Source organism: Bacillus inaquosorum, assembly GCF_023238325.1.
Lineage (GTDB): Bacteria > Bacillota > Bacilli > Bacillales > Bacillaceae > Bacillus > Bacillus inaquosorum.
In genome coordinates this window covers 2,778,645-2,792,296 of record NZ_CP096592.1, presented here as the reverse complement: position 1 = coordinate 2,792,296, position 13,652 = coordinate 2,778,645, and the positions used below count along the sequence as shown (strand labels likewise).

Sequence of the window (13,652 nt, the reverse complement as noted above, 5' to 3'; positions counted from 1 at the left end):
ACGATGTAAATCGTTCCTTTTTTTGTTTCACTGCTAAATGGACAGAACTTACAAGCTTAACATGCCCCTCGGACGCACATGATAAAAACGAGCAAACATGCTCAAATTCGTCCACGGGGGGCTTTTCCATTGGGTAAAAAAATGACGATCGCTAGCTTGATTCTAATGACAGCCGGCTTAACAGCATGCGGAGCAAACGATAATGCTATGAATGATACGCGCAATAACGGCAATACCCGTCCAATCGGATATTATACAAATGAAAATGACGCTGACAGGCAGGGAGAAGGAATCGTCGACAATGACGGTCCTGTTACTGAATTAATGGAGGACCAGAACGGCGGTAACCGAAACACTACTAATGTAAATAACCGTGACCGTGTTACTGCTGACGATCGCGTTCCTTTGGCAACTGACGGAACATATAACAACACGAATAACAGAAACATGAATCGGAACGTGACGAACAACGGATATGACAACCAAGAAAACAGAAGACTGGCTGCAAAAATTGCCAACCGTGTGAAACAAGTGAAAAACGTCAATGACACACAAGTTAAGGTAACGGATGACCGAGTGGTCGTTGCAGTCAGAAGCCACAGAGAGTTCACAAAGTCCGACAGGGAAAATGTTGCAAAAGCGGCACGCAACTATGCGAATGGCCGTGACGTCCAAGTGTCCACAGACAAAAGGCTGTTCACGAGACTTCATAAAATGAACTCCCGCTAGGACGGAAAGGCTGCCGGAAATGATATTCGGCAGCCTTTTTCTTTGCATCAGCGAACAATACCTATTAAAGTGTACATAGAAAATGTCAAAAGAAGGTGAAAACATGGCAGGCCATTCCAAGTGGAAAAACATACAAAAAAGAAAAAATGCACAGGATGCAAAGCGCGGGAAAATCTTTATGAAGCTTGCAAAAGAAATCTATGTGGCAGCGAAAGAAGGCGGAGCTGATCCAGAAGCAAATTCAGCATTGCGTCTTGTCATCGAAAAAGCAAAAGGCGCCAATATGCCGAATGAAAATATAGACCGTGCCATTAAAAAAGCCGCAGGGAGCCAAGACGGAAGCAGCTATGAGGAAATCACCTATGAAGGCTATGGTCCATCAGGGATCGCCGTTATGGTAGAATGTGTAACGGATAACAAAAACCGAACGGCGTCAAATGTGCGTACAGCATTTAATAAAAATGGCGGAAGTCTGGGAGAAAGCGGATGTGTAGCCTTTTTATTTGAACGGAAGGGATTCATTGCAATCGACCGTACAGAACGGCAAATAGAAGAAGATGAGCTTATGCTTGATGTGCTGGAAGCAGGGGGAGAAGAGCTGCAGACAGAAGAAGAGCAATATGAGGTACTAACAGAGCCCGAGCGTTTTGATGAGGTAAAAACAGCTCTAGAATCGAAATATCCCATTTCTTCGGCAGAGGTGACCATGCTTCCGAAAACCTATGCAGATGCCGATGATCAGGCCGTTGAGAAGCTGGAAAAACTGATTGACATCCTTGAAGATGACGATGATGTTCAAGAAGTCTATACCAATTACCGCTTATAAAAAACCGGCACGATGTCATATCGGGCCGGTTTTTGTATATTCAAGAGACACGCTCATTTTCCTGTGTGTATTCCTTCTCCCAGAAATCAGCGTTTTTGATGCCCAGCGCCTTCGGATCAAATACTGGGTCTAAGCCTTGCTTCTTTTGGCGCTCGTAATCCTTTAAGGCGAGAAGCGCGGGTTTGGCAAGCAGCACGATGGCTATGACGTTCAGCCATACCATAATGCCAAGCCCTGCATCGCCTAATGCCCAAGCCAGTGAAGCGGTTTTCACAGTACCATAGAACGTCGCGGCTAAAATAATCAGTTTTAAGCTGAGCATTGCCCATTTGCTTTCTCTGCCTCGGGCTAAATAAGCGATATTTGTTTCTGCGATGTAGTAATACGCCATTATTGTTGTAAATGCGAAGAAGAATAAAGCGATGGCGACAAAGCCTGCACCGAATCCGGGAAGCACGCTGTCAATGGCCGCTTGAGTGAAGCCAGGCCCCGCCTCTACGCCTTTAAGTTGTTGAACAATAAAGGCACCATCTGCAGCCTGAGTATTATACATACCGGTAAATAAGATCATGAATGCTGTAGCGGAACATACAAATAGGGTGTCAATATAAACGGAAAATGCCTGAACCAATCCCTGCTTGACCGGATGGGAAACTTCTGCAGCGGCGGCCGGATGCGGGCCTGTTCCCTGGCCGGCTTCGTTTGAGTAAATGCCCCGTTTGACTCCCCAAGAAATCGCCATGCCGATCAGGCCGCCAAAAGCGGAATCTAATGCAAAAGCGCTTTTGAAAATCAATGAGATGACAGCAGGCAATTCAGTAATATTCATGACAATAATGATCAAAGAAAGCAGGATATATCCAATGGCCATAAACGGAACAATCATTTGCGCGGCATTGGCAATTCGTTTGACGCCGCCAAAAATAATAAACCCTAATAATAAAACGAGAATACAGCCTGTGATGGCAGGAGAGATGCCGAATGCATTTTGGACGCCAGCTGCAATGGAGTTGGACTGTACGCCCGGCATCAGAAGGGCCATTGCAATAAGGGCAGCAGCGGCAAATAGGACGGCAAACCATTTAATGCCTAAGCCTTTTTCTATATAATAAGCGGGGCCCCCTCGATATTGGCCGCCTTGTTTCACTTTGTAAATTTGAGCAAGAGTTGATTCAACAAAGGCGCTCGCAGCACCGATAAAGGCAATCGCCCACATCCAGAACACTGCGCCGGGTCCGCCGAATGCAATCGCTGTCGCCACACCCGCAATGTTTCCTGTTCCCACTCGGCCGGACAGCGCAATCGATAATGCTTGAAAAGAAGAAACGCCGGCTTCAGAGCTCTTTCCCTGGAACATCAGAACTATCATTTCCTTCAAATGCCTGACTTGTAAAAAGCGGGTCATAATAGAAAAGACTAATCCAATTCCCAATAAAATATAAATGACGGGCGTACTCCATAAAACCGCATTCAAACTAGCAACAAAATCTCCCATCAAGCTTCCCCCTCACTTCATTTCGAATACATGTATAAAAAGGATTTTGGTCTAATCGAACTATTTCTACAATCGGTTTGTCACATTATATGACCGGTAATTATCAATGAGAAGAGAAGGGGAAAAAGAAAACGCGGCATATCGATTACGCCGCGTTTTTCTTACAGAGGCAAACTGATGGCAATTGTAAAAAGGTCCTTCAACAACAAATAGCCAAGCTCTGTCAATCCGTATATAAAAGAAAAGCAATCAGGAATGGTTGGAATCATTTTTCATTTGTTTCGTTCATCACATGGGCTGCTGTCCGGATAATTCCAGTAAATTGTTTTTTTATTCACAAGTTCGCCTCTGTCTGCATCTAAGCTTAAGGTATTTCGGGATACATACGTGTTTAACGTATAGCTGCCGTCCGGCGATTCAATCGATTGGACGAGACTGCCTTTTGGAACGTTTTTCAGTGAAAATAACATCCAATAGACGGCGCCGCCGAAGAATATCAGAAGTGCAAATATGATAATTGGATTTTGCTGCGTATATTGATGTGACTCTCTCCCTTTTTTTCTCATTTTTCCATATACCGGGTTTATGCTATCTTTACATTTCCTTAAAATTCCCTCAATAAACTGATGGTATGATGAAATAAAACAAATAAAGGGTGGGGGAGACAGAGATGGAGAAAACATATTGTCATTCCGGCGAGAAGGGCTCAGAAACGGTTTACTTAACTGTGAGAGGCTATCGAATTAAGCTGTCACCTGAACAAATGAAACTGATTTCTGCTGTCAGAAAGTAAATATAAATGGACAAAGGCAGCCGCTTGAGCGGCTGCCTTTTCGAATTAAGAATATTTTCTTTTCCGTTGCGCGAAACGCTTTTGGAACCAATCTTTCTTATATAAAAATGCAATAATCTCAAGCCAAAAACCCGGAATCTTTTTGGGGAATATCGGTTTTTTATAGAGTGCATGATACGCTGATTTTAAATCGTCCCACTGAGTGCACGTTTTTGTCTGTTCAAATCTCGCAACATCAATCACCCGTACCGCTCCGGTTTCTGTCAGAATCAGATTCCGCAAATGAATGTCTGACGGGTTCAGACCGGCTCCCCGTGCGTCAGAGAGTGCTTCTTCAACCTGCTGAATCATGTCATCACTGATCGCAATGCCTTTCTTTAGACAGTTATAAAAGGTTTCACCTTTAATATATTCCATGAGAATAAATGAATCACCAGTTTCGTAAATGTCAGGGTAGAATGCGGACCCGGCTAATTTTTCATAGATCGCGGCTTCTTTGACGGCTGTCGCTTGATATTCCGGAAAAAATACTTTCAGCGCCATTTTTCGATCACCTTCTGTTAAGGCGAACACATAGGCGCTTCTTCCCTTTCCGATGAGGGTCAATTCCTCGGACTTTTCTTTGACTTTATCAAATCTGCTGTTCTTGCGGTATATGACTGAATGGGCCAGTGCCTCTGCTTTTGTCAGCATTTCATTCACCTTCTTTGCTCTATTTTATGCAGTTGTTTATAGGAAAATCATAAACTGTTCGGGAAAAAGAGCCTATTTCTAGTGTATCTGGTCTTGAAGAAGAAGGCTACCTATAAGCCTTGATTGTGATAAAAGAGACATAAAGCGATCATTTCCATTCTTGAAAAGCGCTTACAAATGGGATAGTATTAATTTTAAATAAAGCGCTTTCGTAAATGTTCAAGGAGGAACAAGCTATGACAAAACAGATTGTGACAGGGATTATCGGTGCGGGGCGCATCGGCAAACTTCATGTTCAAAATATACGCCGGATTCCTCACATGAAAATAAAAGCGGTCTCTGATATTCAGGCAAGCCGTATAAAAAGCTGGGCTGACAGTCATCAGATTGAATACATAAGCTCTGACTATCGTGATTTATTACATGACCCTGATATTGACGCTGTTTTCATTTGCTCACCGACAGCTGCACATGCGCAGATGATCAGAGAAGCGGCCGAGGCGAAAAAGCATATTTTTTGTGAGAAGCCCGTCAGTTTTTCTCTAGATGAAACAAAAGAAGCGCTCGCAGCCGTCCGAAAACACGGGGTTGCACTTCAAGTCGGATTTAACCGCCGTTTTGATCCTCATTTTAAGAAAATCAAAACGATTGTTGAAAATGGTGAAATCGGTACGCCCCATTTATTAAAAATTACTTCTCGGGACCCAGAACCCCCGAATATAGATTATGTCCGTACCTCGGGCGGCTTGTTTATGGATATGTCGATCCATGATTTTGATATGGCCAGATATATTATGGGAAGCGAAGTGACGGAAGTGTATGCAAAAGGAGCGGCTTTGGTGAATCCTTCTTTTGCAGAGCTGGGAGATATTGATACGGCTGTCATTACACTGACTTTTGAAAACGGTGCCATGGCTGTAATTGACAACAGCCGCCAAGCTGTCTACGGATATGACCAGCGGATTGAGGTCTTCGGGACGAAAGGCTCGGCAGCAGCGGACAACAGCAGGCCGACGACGGTCGAAGTGTCAACAGCTGATTTTGTGATGAAGGATAAACCGCATTTCTTTTTCCTGGAACGCTATAAGGATTCGTATGAGGAGGAGATTCTTCGGTTTACGGAAGCGATTGATACAAACCGGGAGACTGCCTGCACCGGCAACGACGGTTTTCAGGCGGAACGGATCGCCAGAGCGGCTCAGCAATCGCATGCTATTGGCATGCCTGTCAGTATTGAGCACACTGAAAAAATCGTTTTTTGATCAAGCAGGATTACATTTCAGCAAGCTTGGGTATATACTCCATTGATACTTTAAGTAGGCGGTGGAGAAAATGAATACAGCACATGCTAAAGGAAATGTTTTGAACAAAATCGGAATTCCTTCTCACATGGTTTGGGGTTACATTGGCGTTGTCATCTTTATGGTTGGAGATGGCCTCGAACAAGGCTGGCTGTCTCCTTTTCTCGTTGATCATGGTCTCAGTATGCAGCAATCCGCATCGTTATTTACCATGTACGGCATTGCTGTCACCATCTCGGCTTGGCTTTCAGGCACGTTTGTCCAAACTTGGGGGCCAAGAAAAACGATGACTGTCGGCTTGCTTGCATTTATCCTCGGTTCGGCCGCTTTTATCGGCTGGGCGATTCCTCATATGTATTATCCGGCTCTCTTAGGCAGCTATGCTCTTAGAGGCTTGGGATATCCGCTGTTTGCATACTCTTTTCTTGTGTGGGTGTCATACAGCACCTCTCAAAAGATTCTTGGAAAAGCCGTCGGCTGGTTTTGGTTTATGTTTACGTGCGGCCTTAACGTGCTCGGTCCATTCTATTCAAGCTATGCGGTTCCGGCATTTGGGGAAATCAATACGCTTTGGAGCGCTTTACTGTTTGTAGCGGCAGGCGGATTTCTCGCCCTATTTTTTAACAAAGATAAATTTACACCTGTGCAAAAACAAGATCAGCCGAAATGGAAAGAGTTGTCGAAGGCATTTACAATTATGTTTGAAAACCCTAAAGTCGGCATCGGCGGAGTGGTCAAGACAATTAATGCCATAGGACAATTTGGATTTGCCATCTTTCTCCCGACTTATTTAGCGCGCTACGGATATTCTGTTTCAGAATGGCTGCAAATATGGGGAACGCTGTTTTTTGTTAATATTGTGTTTAATATTATTTTCGGTGCAGTCGGAGATAAACTTGGCTGGCGCAATACCGTGATGTGGTTTGGAGGTGTGGGGTGCGGCATTTTTACGCTGGCGCTTTATTACACGCCTCAGTTAATCGGGCATCAGTATTGGGTGCTGATGATTATCGCCTGCTGCTACGGTGCGGCATTGGCAGGCTATGTGCCATTAAGTGCGCTTTTGCCGACGCTTGCTCCTGATAATAAAGGCGCTGCCATGTCTGTGTTAAACTTGGGGTCCGGATTATGTGCGTTTATTGCACCGGGCATTGTGAGTCTTTTCATTGGACCGATCGGCGCTGGCGGCGTCATTTGGATCTTTGCGGCGCTGTATTTTTTCAGTGCTTTTCTGACACAATTTTTGACGATTTCTGAGCAAAGCGCTGATGTGTATACGGAAGAACGGCTGGTCAGGGAAAACGTGCAAACAAATTTCGAGAAAACGGTTAAGCAGTAGCCTCTTTGGTCAAACTAATCATAAACGTGTGCAAAGAGGTGTAGAGGGTGAAACGATTCAGCACGGCGTATCTGTTGCTGGGCATTCTTTGCTCAGCCGCAGCATTTCTAATAGGTGCTCCTCCCCGCGCACTTGGGGCGGAAGTGGAGCACTATGAACCGCTGCAGGTGCATGTGCAGCTTGAAAAAGTGTATTTGGACGGAGATGTCAGCATTGAGCATAAGCGTGAAAAAGTGCTTTCTATGGATGATTTTTGGGCAGCTTATGCCGGCTGGACACTGGTCGAACAAAAAAAGGGTTATGTGCTCTTCCGGAAGCAAATGGACGATATTTCTCCGCTCAGCAAGGTGAACGGGTATATCGGTGTATCGGATAATGGAGTGATTTCCACTTTTCATGGTCGGCCTGAGTCAGCTTCCGAACCGATTCAGTCTTTTTTCCAAATTGATTTAGAAAGGCTGGAAAGCCATATGCAAAAAAATCTGCTGAAAGGCATTCCATTTCGGACAAAAGCGGAGTTTGAGGACGTCATAGAACATATGAAGACATACAGCGGGTGACGTCCGCTGATTGAAGACATGTATTCATGTCTTTTTTTTCGTGGAAGAATGAGAGAGAAGCGAACATATGTTAACTTTTCTATAAGACTTTGGCTGTTTTTATGGTACAATGAAGAACAGTCAAAGAGGTGAATTTGCGTGATCGAATTTGTTAAAGGGACGATTGATTATGTATCTCCCCAATATATTGTGATAGAGAACGGCGGCATTGGCTATCAGATTTTCACGCCGAATCCGTTTATATATAAGGAGAGAAGTCAAGAAACGATTTTTACGTACCATCATATCAGAGAGGATGCTTTTTCGCTCTACGGTTTTTCAACAAGAGAGGAGAAGGCGCTCTTTACAAAGCTCTTAAACGTGACCGGGATCGGTCCAAAAGGCGCACTCGCCATTTTGGGCTCAGGTGAACCGGGAGCGGTTATCCAAGCGATTGAAAATGAGGATGAAGCCTTTTTGGTCAAGTTTCCTGGTGTAGGAAAGAAAACCGCGCGCCAGATTATTCTTGATTTAAAAGGAAAGCTTGCTGATGTTGTGCCTGAAATGATTGAAAATCTGTTTAATCATGAAGAAAGGCTTGAAAAGCAAACAGCAGAAACGGCTCTCGAAGAAGCGCTTGAGGCCCTCAGGGTTCTCGGATATGCTGAAAAAGAAATCAAAAAGGTGCTTCCTCACCTGAAAGAAGATATTGGGCTGACAACAGACCAATACGTGAAAAAAGCATTACAAAAACTATTGAAGTAAGGTGATGTTCATGGATGAACGGCTCGTCTCAAGTGAAGCAGACAACCATGAATCAGTGATAGAGCAAAGCCTGAGGCCGCAAAATCTGGCGCAGTATATCGGGCAGCATAAGGTGAAAGAAAATTTGCGCGTGTTTATAGATGCGGCAAAAATGAGACAGGAGACGCTGGATCATGTTCTTCTGTACGGGCCGCCCGGACTCGGGAAAACCACGCTTGCCTCCATCGTTGCCAATGAAATGGGAGTGGAATTGCGGACGACATCAGGGCCTGCGATTGAAAGACCTGGTGACTTGGCTGCCATATTAACGGCGCTGGAGCCGGGAGATGTATTATTTATTGATGAAATACATAGGCTGCACAGATCGATTGAAGAAGTGCTTTATCCTGCGATGGAGGACTTTTGTCTGGATATTGTGATCGGCAAAGGTCCCTCTGCCCGCTCGGTCCGGCTTGACCTGCCGCCTTTTACGCTGGTAGGCGCCACGACGAGGGTAGGGCTTTTGACAGCGCCGTTAAGAGATCGATTCGGCGTAATGTCGCGCCTTGAATACTATACGCAAGAGGAACTGGCGGATATTGTCACAAGAACTGCAGATGTATTCGAGGTTGAGATTGATAAACCGTCCGCTCTTGAAATTGCAAGAAGATCGAGAGGTACGCCCCGCGTAGCGAATCGTCTCCTGAGAAGGGTCCGCGACTTCGCCCAGGTGCTGGGTGACAGCCGGATTACGGAAGAGATTTCGCAGGATGCGCTTGAGCGGCTTCAGGTTGACCGTCTCGGTTTGGATCATATTGATCACAAGCTGCTGATGGGCATGATCGAAAAATTTAACGGCGGCCCGGTGGGTCTTGATACCATTTCAGCCACAATCGGCGAAGAACCGCATACGATTGAAGACGTGTACGAACCGTACCTCCTGCAAATCGGATTTATCCAAAGAACGCCGCGTGGAAGGATCGTGACACCGGCCGTTTATCATCATTTCCAAATGGAGGCTCCCCGATATGACTGAATTCCCTAAGATCATTATGATTCTTGGTGCTGTTTTGCTTATCATTGGAGCAGTTTTGCATTTTGTCGGCAAGATGCCGGGAGATATTTTTGTGAAAAAAGGAAATGTCACATTTTTCTTCCCGGTTGTCACTTGTATCATCATAAGTGTGGTATTATCAATTTTGCTTAATCTTTTCGGCAGAATGAAATAACAAAAGACTAGAATAAAGGTGAAATCATCATGAAAGTCGATTTATTTGATTTTGAACTACCCGAACGTTTAATTGCACAAGTGCCGTTGGAGCAGCGTGATGCTTCAAGGCTGATGGTGCTTGATAAACATACAGGAGAGCTGACTGACAGCTCGTTTAAACACATTATCAGTTTCTTTAAAAAAGGAGATTGTCTTGTACTGAACAATACCCGTGTGCTGCCTGCGCGGTTATTCGGGACAAAAGAGGATACCGGCGCGAAAGTGGAACTGCTTTTGCTGAAACAGGAAGCTGGTGACAAGTGGGAAACACTTGCCAAACCAGCGAAACGGGTAAAAAAAGGAACCGTTGTGACATTTGGAGACGGAAGATTGAAGGCTGTCTGCACGGAAGAGCTTGAGCATGGCGGCAGAAAAATGGAATTCCAGTATGACGGTATTTTCTACGAAGTGCTGGAATCCCTTGGAGAGATGCCACTCCCGCCATATATTAAAGAACAGCTCGATGACAGAGAGCGCTACCAGACCGTATATTCTAAAGAAATCGGCTCTGCGGCCGCGCCTACTGCGGGACTTCACTTCACGGAAGAAATCTTGCAGCAATTGAAAGACAAAGGTGTGCAAATTGAGTTCATCACTCTGCACGTAGGCCTTGGAACGTTTCGCCCTGTGAGTGCCGATGACGTTGAAGAGCATAATATGCATGCAGAGTTTTATCAAATGTCAGAAGAAACGGCGGCAGCCTTAAACAAAGTAAGGGAAAATGGCGGCCGGATTATTTCTGTCGGCACGACATCGACACGCACGCTTGAAACGATTGCCGGGGAACATGATGGGCAATTTAAAGCATCAAGCGGCTGGACATCTATTTTTATTTATCCGGGCTATGAATTTAAAGCCATTGACGGAATGATTACAAACTTCCATTTGCCGAAATCGTCATTGATTATGCTGGTCAGCGCGCTTGCGGGAAGAGAAAACGTTCTCCGCGCTTATAACCATGCGGTGGAAGAGGAATACCGTTTCTTCAGCTTCGGAGACGCGATGCTGATTATATAATTTTGAGAACAGGAGGCCTCATCAAAAGTGGCTGAACAACCAATACGCTATGAATTTATAAAAGAATGCAAACAAACAGGGGCTCGGCTGGGCAAAGTGCATACCCCTCACGGCTCCTTTGAAACACCAGTGTTTATGCCGGTCGGCACACTGGCGACAGTCAAAACGATGTCACCTGAAGAGCTGAAAGCAATGGATGCGGGAATCATTTTAAGCAACACTTATCACCTATGGCTCCGCCCGGGTCACGATATTGTCAAGGAAGCAGGCGGACTCCACAAATTTATGAATTGGGACCGCGCGATTTTAACAGATTCAGGCGGTTTTCAGGTCTTTTCCTTAAGCAAGTTTCGTAATATAGAGGAAGAGGGCGTCCATTTCCGCAATCACCTAAATGGAGACAAGCTGTTTTTATCTCCGGAAAAAGCGATGGAGATCCAAAACGCACTCGGCTCTGATATTATGATGGCGTTTGACGAATGTCCGCCGTACCCGGCAGAGTACGATTATATGAAGCGATCAGTTGAGCGGACAAGCCGATGGGCGGAACGCTGCCTGAATGCCCACAACCGTCAGGATGAACAAGGGCTGTTTGGCATTGTACAGGGCGGAGAATATGAAGATCTGCGTACACAAAGTGCGAAGGACTTGATCTCCCTTGATTTCCCGGGATATGCTATAGGCGGATTATCAGTCGGAGAGCCGAAGGATGTCATGAACCGTGTACTCGAGTTTACAACACCGCTCCTGCCGAAGGATAAACCGAGATATCTGATGGGAGTCGGTTCTCCGGACGCACTGATCGACGGAGCGATCCGCGGGGTCGACATGTTTGACTGTGTGCTGCCTACCCGGATTGCAAGAAACGGCACAGTGTTTACAGCTGAAGGCCGTCTCAATATGAAAAATGCGAAATTCGAAAGAGATTTCCGTCCGATTGATGAAGAGTGTGATTGCTATACATGTAAAAACTACACTCGCGCGTATATCAGACACTTGATCCGCTGCAATGAAACATTTGGCCTTCGATTAACAACTTACCATAACCTTCATTTTCTGTTACACTTAATGGAGCAGGTAAGACAGGCTATTCGTGAGGATCGTCTGGGTGATTTCAGAGAAGAGTTCTTTGAGCGTTACGGCTACAACAAGCCAAATGCGAAAAGCTTCTAAATAAAAATGAAAAACAGGCTTACAGAAAGGGGTGAAAATCATGACAGGCACTTTAGGTACATTGGTTCCTATTATTTTAATGTTTGCGGTCCTTTACTTCTTGCTGATTCGTCCTCAGCAAAAACAGCAAAAGGCAGTACGCCAAATGCAGGAGGAACTGAAAAAAGGCGATTCAGTAGTGACAATCGGGGGATTGCACGGTACTGTTGACTCTATCGACGAAAGCAAAGTCGTAATTAAGACTGGTGAAAACACACGTCTTACGTTCGACCGCCGCGCGATCAGAGAAGTTTCTGCTGCTGAATAACAGCAGGAGCTATACATAGCAAACAAAAAAGAGCGGGTGAACCCGCTCTTTTTTGTTTGTCATCTTTTCAGCGGAATTGAAAACCCTTGAAGTCTAGGAAGGCCGAGTACCGGAGCGCAGGCCTGACAATGAATGTGAGGCTTTGTCGACACGCTGAAGGAGCGGGGAAGCCCGCTCTTTTTTATGTGGAAGACCTGTTTCCCCTCATGTTCACGCCGAAAATCCCGCCCAGCATGCATACCCCTAAAAATCCAAGATGGAATAGCAGCTGTTCTGCTGTAAATGTCTTTCCGAATCCTAAATACTGAAACAATAAAATAATCAGAGAAAAGCTTAAGGCAGTCAATGCCCCGATCATCCAGCCTCTTTCTTTCCCTTTCCCCCCTGAAATAAACCCGCCGATAAATAAAGAAAGAAATGAGATGGCGTTGATCAGCCAGTTGAATGATGCCTCTTCAAGCGAGGTTGCTGTCAGTAATAGTGAAACGGCTAAACTCGTCAGGAGCATGGCTGAGAATATGGCGATTAAGCCGTAAAGAATGCCTTTTCCAACTTGTTTCGTTTCCTCCATGAATGTCTCCTCTCTGCCTGTATTAAAAGGCTTCTGATCTTTTTGAACAAAGCCGTCAGACATGCTGATGGCTCGTCTTTGTAAAAATGTATTCCCTTATCCCATGAATTAGACGTAAAAGCTTTATGAAATACGATCAGTTTTCCTTACATAATTTGTTCGTTTTGTTGCATCCTATGATGAGTTGGAGGTGCATGATGGAAGAGCTTCTCACTATTGCGTTTCGCACAATCGTATTATATTTTGTGATACTGGTCATTTTTCGTTTCATGGGCAAACGGGAAATCGGGGAGCTTAGTATTTTAGATCTCGTTGTCTTTATCATGATGGCTGAAATTGCCGTTTTAGCCATAGAAAACGTAGAAGATCATCTATTTCACACCATTTTGCCAATGCTTGTATTAATGATCATCCAAGTGACATTCGCATACTTATCTTTAAAAAACCGAAAAGTTCGCCAGCTTCTGGACGGCAAGCCGACCATTATTATTAAATACGGGAAAATTGACGAAGACGCCATGAAATCACAGCGTTATAATTTTGATGATTTAATGGTTCAGCTCAGAGAAAATAATATCGACAGAGTATCTGATGTATCATTTGCTATTTTAGAGCCGTCAGGCAAACTGACTGTTGTAAAGAAAGAAAACAGCGGAGAGCATCGGCAGCTCGAAATGCCGCTGATTATAGACGGCTCTATTCAAACGGAAAACCTGTCCAGAATCGGCAAAGACAAACAGTGGCTGCATGAAAAGTTACGAAAACACGGATATACAAACCCTTCAGACATTTCTTTTTGCTCGTTTACTGACGGAGAGTTATTTATTGATGAAAAAGATGGGCACCGCACGTGAC

General features: G+C 44.9%; 16 protein-coding genes and 2 pseudogenes. 13 read left to right on the top strand and 5 right to left on the bottom strand.

The window, feature by feature from the left end; translation table 11 throughout:
- Positions 1-129 precede the first annotated feature (129 nt).
- Both M1M80_RS14115 and M1M80_RS14110 read left to right on the top strand, forming a co-directional pair.
- Entirely contained in the window at positions 130-729 is a 600-nt protein-coding gene (locus tag M1M80_RS14115) for a YhcN/YlaJ family sporulation lipoprotein (protein WP_003237553.1), read from the top strand.
- A 103-nt stretch (positions 730-832) separates the two neighbouring features.
- Complete coding sequence (locus tag M1M80_RS14110) at positions 833-1,555, top strand: YebC/PmpR family DNA-binding transcriptional regulator (protein ID WP_032731917.1); 723 nt, start codon at positions 833-835, stop codon at positions 1,553-1,555.
- A gap of 40 nt (positions 1,556-1,595) precedes the next feature.
- Here M1M80_RS14110 and M1M80_RS14105 read toward each other — a convergent pair whose 3' ends face one another.
- From M1M80_RS14105 to M1M80_RS14095, 3 genes and pseudogenes are all read right to left on the bottom strand, one after another.
- Complete coding sequence (locus M1M80_RS14105; RefSeq protein WP_060399149.1) at positions 1,596-3,050, bottom strand: alanine/glycine:cation symporter family protein; 1,455 nt, start codon at positions 3,048-3,050, stop codon at positions 1,596-1,598.
- Positions 3,051-3,211: 161 nt separating this feature from the next.
- A pseudogene (locus M1M80_RS21730) lies at positions 3,212-3,292 on the bottom strand (hypothetical protein); the annotation flags it as partial.
- Positions 3,293-3,343: 51 nt separating this feature from the next.
- Positions 3,344-3,520: pseudogene (locus tag M1M80_RS14095) on the bottom strand (DUF5412 family protein); the annotation flags it as partial.
- Positions 3,521-3,720: 200 nt separating this feature from the next.
- On the opposite strand from M1M80_RS14095, the gene M1M80_RS14090 reads away from it, so the two are divergent.
- On the top strand, positions 3,721-3,843 hold the full coding sequence (locus M1M80_RS14090) for a hypothetical protein (RefSeq protein ID WP_060399148.1): 123 nt from the start codon (positions 3,721-3,723) through the stop codon (positions 3,841-3,843).
- Between the two features lie 45 nt (positions 3,844-3,888).
- Here M1M80_RS14090 and M1M80_RS14085 read toward each other — a convergent pair whose 3' ends face one another.
- A complete protein-coding gene (locus M1M80_RS14085) occupies positions 3,889-4,536 on the bottom strand; it encodes a phosphotransferase (RefSeq protein WP_060399147.1) in 648 nt (215 codons plus the stop codon).
- A 236-nt stretch (positions 4,537-4,772) separates the two neighbouring features.
- Here M1M80_RS14085 and iolG point away from each other — a divergent pair, with 236 nt between their 5' ends.
- The 9 genes from iolG (at position 4,773) to yajC (ending at position 12,226) form a co-directional block, all read left to right on the top strand.
- Positions 4,773-5,798 (top strand): inositol 2-dehydrogenase, encoded by a 1,026-nt coding sequence (iolG, locus tag M1M80_RS14080; RefSeq protein WP_060399146.1) that lies wholly within the window; start codon positions 4,773-4,775, stop codon positions 5,796-5,798.
- 70 nt (positions 5,799-5,868) lie between these two features.
- A complete protein-coding gene (locus M1M80_RS14075) occupies positions 5,869-7,176 on the top strand; it encodes an MFS transporter (RefSeq protein WP_060399145.1) in 1,308 nt (435 codons plus the stop codon).
- 47 nt (positions 7,177-7,223) lie between these two features.
- Positions 7,224-7,736, top strand: a complete 513-nt coding sequence (gene bofC, locus M1M80_RS14070; RefSeq protein ID WP_003237539.1) for a sporulation cell-cell signaling protein BofC — start codon at positions 7,224-7,226, stop codon at positions 7,734-7,736.
- Between the two features lie 138 nt (positions 7,737-7,874).
- Positions 7,875-8,480 (top strand): Holliday junction branch migration protein RuvA, encoded by a 606-nt coding sequence (gene ruvA / locus M1M80_RS14065; RefSeq protein ID WP_060399144.1) that lies wholly within the window; start codon positions 7,875-7,877, stop codon positions 8,478-8,480.
- Positions 8,481-8,490: 10 nt separating this feature from the next.
- Positions 8,491-9,495 carry a Holliday junction branch migration DNA helicase RuvB gene (gene ruvB / locus M1M80_RS14060; protein WP_019259052.1) on the top strand — a complete coding sequence of 335 codons (1,005 nt, stop codon included), beginning with the start codon at positions 8,491-8,493 and terminating at the stop codon, positions 9,493-9,495.
- On the top strand, positions 9,488-9,688 hold the full coding sequence (locus M1M80_RS14055; protein ID WP_003222669.1) for a DUF2905 domain-containing protein: 201 nt from the start codon (positions 9,488-9,490) through the stop codon (positions 9,686-9,688). The genes ruvB and M1M80_RS14055 overlap by 8 nt, the downstream gene beginning before the upstream one ends.
- A 29-nt stretch (positions 9,689-9,717) precedes the next feature.
- Entirely contained in the window at positions 9,718-10,746 is a 1,029-nt protein-coding gene (gene queA / locus M1M80_RS14050; protein ID WP_060399143.1) for a tRNA preQ1(34) S-adenosylmethionine ribosyltransferase-isomerase QueA, read from the top strand.
- A gap of 27 nt (positions 10,747-10,773) precedes the next feature.
- Positions 10,774-11,919: a tRNA guanosine(34) transglycosylase Tgt gene (gene tgt / locus M1M80_RS14045; RefSeq protein WP_003237529.1), complete on the top strand. Its 1,146-nt coding sequence runs from the start codon at positions 10,774-10,776 to the stop codon at positions 11,917-11,919.
- 40 nt (positions 11,920-11,959) lie between these two features.
- Entirely contained in the window at positions 11,960-12,226 is a 267-nt protein-coding gene (gene yajC, locus M1M80_RS14040; RefSeq protein ID WP_003237527.1) for a preprotein translocase subunit YajC, read from the top strand.
- A gap of 181 nt (positions 12,227-12,407) precedes the next feature.
- Here yajC and M1M80_RS14035 read toward each other — a convergent pair whose 3' ends face one another.
- Positions 12,408-12,797, bottom strand: a complete 390-nt coding sequence (locus M1M80_RS14035) for a TIGR04086 family membrane protein (protein ID WP_032731974.1) — start codon at positions 12,795-12,797, stop codon at positions 12,408-12,410.
- 197 nt (positions 12,798-12,994) lie between these two features.
- Here M1M80_RS14035 and M1M80_RS14030 point away from each other — a divergent pair, with 197 nt between their 5' ends.
- Positions 12,995-13,651 (top strand): DUF421 domain-containing protein, encoded by a 657-nt coding sequence (locus M1M80_RS14030; protein ID WP_060399142.1) that lies wholly within the window; start codon positions 12,995-12,997, stop codon positions 13,649-13,651.
- Position 13,652: the final 1 nt, after the last annotated feature.

Bases quoted from the DNA above. Each gene is read 5' to 3' on its own strand.
- M1M80_RS14075 (WP_060399145.1), top strand. From the start codon at position 5,869: ATGAATACAGCACATGCTAAAGGAAATGTTTTGAACAAAATCGGAATT.
- iolG (WP_060399146.1), top strand. From the start codon at position 4,773: ATGACAAAACAGATTGTGACAGGGATTATCGGTGCGGGGCGCATCGGC.
- yajC (WP_003237527.1), top strand. From the start codon at position 11,960: ATGACAGGCACTTTAGGTACATTGGTTCCTATTATTTTAATGTTTGCG.
- M1M80_RS14030 (WP_060399142.1), top strand. From the start codon at position 12,995: ATGGAAGAGCTTCTCACTATTGCGTTTCGCACAATCGTATTATATTTT.
- M1M80_RS14090 (WP_060399148.1), top strand. From the start codon at position 3,721: ATGGAGAAAACATATTGTCATTCCGGCGAGAAGGGCTCAGAAACGGTT.
- M1M80_RS14055 (WP_003222669.1), top strand. From the start codon at position 9,488: ATGACTGAATTCCCTAAGATCATTATGATTCTTGGTGCTGTTTTGCTT.
- M1M80_RS14035 (WP_032731974.1), bottom strand. From the start codon at position 12,797: ATGGAGGAAACGAAACAAGTTGGAAAAGGCATTCTTTACGGCTTAATC.
- M1M80_RS14110 (WP_032731917.1), top strand. From the start codon at position 833: ATGGCAGGCCATTCCAAGTGGAAAAACATACAAAAAAGAAAAAATGCA.
- ruvB (WP_019259052.1), top strand. From the start codon at position 8,491: ATGGATGAACGGCTCGTCTCAAGTGAAGCAGACAACCATGAATCAGTG.
- queA (WP_060399143.1), top strand. From the start codon at position 9,718: ATGAAAGTCGATTTATTTGATTTTGAACTACCCGAACGTTTAATTGCA.
- M1M80_RS14085 (WP_060399147.1), bottom strand. From the start codon at position 4,536: ATGCTGACAAAAGCAGAGGCACTGGCCCATTCAGTCATATACCGCAAG.
- M1M80_RS14105 (WP_060399149.1), bottom strand. From the start codon at position 3,050: ATGGGAGATTTTGTTGCTAGTTTGAATGCGGTTTTATGGAGTACGCCC.